This is a genomic window from Azospirillum sp. P4_B5, assembly GCF_056402275.1.
In genome coordinates, this window is sequence record NZ_JBFUHT010000111.1 from 1 (window position 1) to 3,722 (window position 3,722).

Consider the following 3,722-nt stretch of genomic DNA (forward strand, 5'->3'; position numbering starts at 1 on the left):
CTCGGCGTGGTTCTGGAAAAGACCATGCTGTCGCGGCTCTACAAGCTCGACCATCTCTACGGCCTGCTGCTGACCTTCGGCCTCGCCCTGATCATGGAAGGCGCCTTCCGCCATTTCTACGGCGTGTCGGGCCAGCCCTATCCGATCCCGGACGCGCTCAAGGGCGGCCAGAACCTCGGCTTCATGTTCCTGCCCAACTACCGCGGCTGGGTCGTCGTCGCCTCCCTGATCGTCTGCTTCGGGACGTGGTTCGCCATCGAGCGGACGCGGCTCGGCGCCTACCTGCGCGCCGCCACTGAGAACCCGGTGCTGGTCCAGGCCTTCGGCATCAACGTGCCGGTGATGATCACCGCCACCTACGGCTTCGGGGTGGCTCTGGCCGGGCTGGCCGGGGTGCTGGCGGCACCCATTTATCAAGTGTCGCCGCTGATGGGCACCAACCTGATCATCGTCGTCTTCGCGGTGGTGGTGATCGGCGGCATGGGCTCGATCCTCGGCGCCATCGTCACCGGCCTGGGGCTGGGGCTGCTGGAGGGCCTGACCAAGGTCTTCTACCCCGAAGCCTCCAACATCGTGGTGTTCGTCGTGATGGCGATCGTTCTCCTCATCAAGCCCGCGGGCCTCTTCGGACGGGAGCGCTGAGCCATGGCCACCCAAAGCAAGACGACCAACCTCAAGGCGGCCAACCTCAAGGCGGCCGACAGCCAGACGACCACCATCGCGCTGCGCCGTCCGGGGCAGGACAGCACCCGCAACGCCATCATCCTCGGCATCGGCCTGCTGATCGCGCTGGCSGCRCCCTTCGTGCTGTACCCCGTCTTCGTGATGAAGAAGGTGCTGTGCTTCGCGCTGTTCGCCTGCGCCTTCAACCTGCTGATCGGCTTCGCCGGGCTGCTGAGCTTCGGCCACGCCGCCTTCTTCGGCGGGGCGGCCTACATCACCGCCCATTCCACCAAGGTCTGGGGGCTGGGGCCGGAGGTCAGCATTCTGCTCGGCATGGGCTTCTCCGCCCTGCTGGGCCTCGCCTTCGGCGCGCTGGCGATCCGCCGGCAGGGCATCTACTTCGCCATGATCACGCTGGCGCTGTCGCAGATGGTCTTCTTTATGGCCCTGCAGCTCAAGTTCACCGGCGGCGAGGACGGCATCCAGGCCGTGCCGCGCGGGCATTTGTTCGGCGTGATCGACCTCAACAACTTGATGTCCATGTACTACTTCGTGCTGGCGGTGTTCCTGGCCGGCTTCGCGGTGGTCTGGCGCACGGTCCATTCGCCCTTTGGTCAAGTTCTGAAGGCGATCCGTGAGAACGAGCCGCGCGCGGTGTCGCTGGGCTACCGGACGGAGCGTTACAAGCTGCTGGCCTTCGTGCTGTCGGCGAGCCTCGCCGGGCTGGCCGGCGGGACCAAGGCGCTGGTCTTCCAGCTCGCCTCGCTGACCGACGTGACGTGGCAGATGTCCGGCGAGGTGGTGCTGATGACGCTGCTCGGCGGCATGGGCACGCTGCTCGGCCCGGTGGTGGGGGCCGCCATCGTCGTCACTCTGGAAAGCTATCTGGCGGCCACCAGCATGCCGGTTCCGGTGGTGATCGGCGCCATCTTCGTGGTCTGCGTGCTGGTCTTCCGGCGCGGCGTCGTCGGCGAGTGTCTTGCCTGGATTGGCAGGCGCAGCCGCTGATCTTTCCTTGCCGTGCACCGGAGGTTTAGCCGTGTTCTTGACGTACAAAATTCCTGGCGCGTTGGTGACTTCGGCGGTGCTTGCTGCCGTGCTGCTCGGCAGTTTCGCCTATGATGCTGCGTCCAGGCGCTTGCGGGAGACGGCGCAGGACAAGCTGGTGGCGTTGGCCGATGCGCGCGAAGCCAGCGTGCGCGCCTATCTGGACAATTTGGAAAACGACATCGTGCTGACCGCCAGCACCCGGTCCATGCGTGACGCGGCGGTCGGGATGAGCAACGGCTGGCGCGTCGAGGCCGACCGCGGGGACGCTGGCACATCCCTGCGCAAGCGCTACGTGGACGACAACCCATACCCGGCTGGCGAGCGCCACAGGCTGGAGAAGGCGGATTCCGGCGCGATGTACGACATCGCGCACCTGCGGCTGCATGGCTGGATGCAGGATCTCATGCAGCGCCGGGGTCTCGCCGACGTGCTTTTGCTGAGCCCTGAGGGAATGGTGATTTACAGCGTGGCCAAGGGGGCCGACTTTGCCCGACCGGTCGCGTCACCCTCCCTGGCCAACCTTCAGGCCGCCGTCCGAAGCGATCCACGCCCCGGCACCCTGCAGATCGCTGACTTCACCGTCTATGGCGCGCCCGACGAGCCACCCTCGGCCTTCCTCGTTAGTCCCATCACCATGCCGCAGCCGGACGGCAGCAGCCAGTTGCTCGCCCTCCTCGCATTTCGGCTGGAGCCCGACGGCCTGAACCGCATCATGCGCGCGACCGATGGTATGGGTGAGACTGGAGACACCTACCTTCTCGGCGCCGATGGCCTTCTGCGCAGCACACCCCGCTTCGCTCACGGTCTGCCCGTCCTGTCCCGCCACGTCGGCGGATCCGTGACCATGGGCCCAGCTGGCGGATATGATGGTAACGCGCGCGTGGTCGAGACGATGAACGCGCTTGGCACGGCAGCGGCCCTGGCCGCGGCCCGTCCGCTGCGGCACGACAGGCTGGCCTGGACCGTTCTGGCGGAAGCCTCGGTGGCGGAGGTGCTGGCGCCGGTTTATGCCATGCGCAACCAGATGATGATCGCCGGTTGCCTGTTGCTGCTCATCATCTGCGTGGGCGGCGTCCTTTTTGCCCGTGGCATCACGACGTCGCTGAGCGCGATGAGCCACGCCATGCAACGCCTCGCCGAAGGAGACCTCAACATTACGATTCCGGCCCGGGATCGCCGTGATGAGATCGGCCGGATGGCTGGCGCAATGCAGGTGTTTCAGGAAGCACTGGGGCGTGCCGAGGTTCTAAAGGCAGAACAGGAGTGGGTGCGCGCACAGCGCGAAAAGCGGACGCGTGCGCTGGAGCAGGCAACCCAAGGCTTCGACTCCCGTGTCGGAGGCATCGTCCGCGCCGTGGCCTCTTCCGCAGACGGATTGGAAGCGACCGCCCAAACCATGAGCGACGGAGCCGACCGTACCCTGAACGAGGCCACCGGCGTCGCCGCTGCGGCCGAGCAGACTGCGGCGAGTGTCGGCACCGTGGCTTCGGCGGCCAACCAACTCCGCACTTCCATCAGCAACATCAGTCGCCACAACGAGGAATCCAGCCGCATCACCCAAGCTGCTATCGACGCCTCCGTGCAAGCCGACGATACCATGCGGGTGCTGGTGGAAACCTCCGGCCGCATTGGCGCCGTGGTGCAGCTCATCCACGATATCGCGGCGCAGACCAACCTGCTGGCCCTGAACGCGACCATCGAGGCGGCCCGCGCCGGAGAGGCCGGCAAGGGCTTCGCCGTCGTAGCGTCGGAGGTCAAAAGTCTGGCCGCTCAGACGGCCAGAGCGACCGAGGAGATCGGCGCCCAGATCGACACCATGCAGTCTGTAACCGACGGGGCAGCCGTTGCCATTGGCCAGATTGAACCGCCCCAGGTTTTCCGGAGGCCGATTTAGTTGAGTCACGCCGCCATGGCGATGTCCTCAGTTTGTGCATAATAGCGCGCTTCGGCCTCGGCGGGAGGGATGTTGCCGATGGGTTCGAGGAGGCGCCGGTTGTTGAACCAATCGA

The 3,722-nt window shown here is 66.0% G+C and carries 3 protein-coding genes; all 3 read left to right on the plus strand.

The genetic code is table 11. The annotated features are described in order from the left end of the window. On the plus strand, nt 1-642 hold a 642-nt coding region (locus tag AC1DVI_RS32110), incomplete at its 5' end, for a branched-chain amino acid ABC transporter permease (protein WP_476961429.1). Between the two features lie 3 nt (nt 643-645). After that, nucleotides 646-1,671 (plus strand): branched-chain amino acid ABC transporter permease, encoded by a 1,026-nt coding sequence (locus AC1DVI_RS32115; RefSeq protein WP_476961430.1) that lies wholly within the window; start codon nt 646-648, stop codon nt 1,669-1,671. Nucleotides 1,672-1,702: 31 nt separating this feature from the next. Then, complete coding sequence (locus AC1DVI_RS32120) at nt 1,703-3,607, plus strand: methyl-accepting chemotaxis protein (RefSeq protein WP_476961431.1); 1,905 nt, start codon at nt 1,703-1,705, stop codon at nt 3,605-3,607. Nucleotides 3,608-3,722 lie beyond the last annotated feature (115 nt).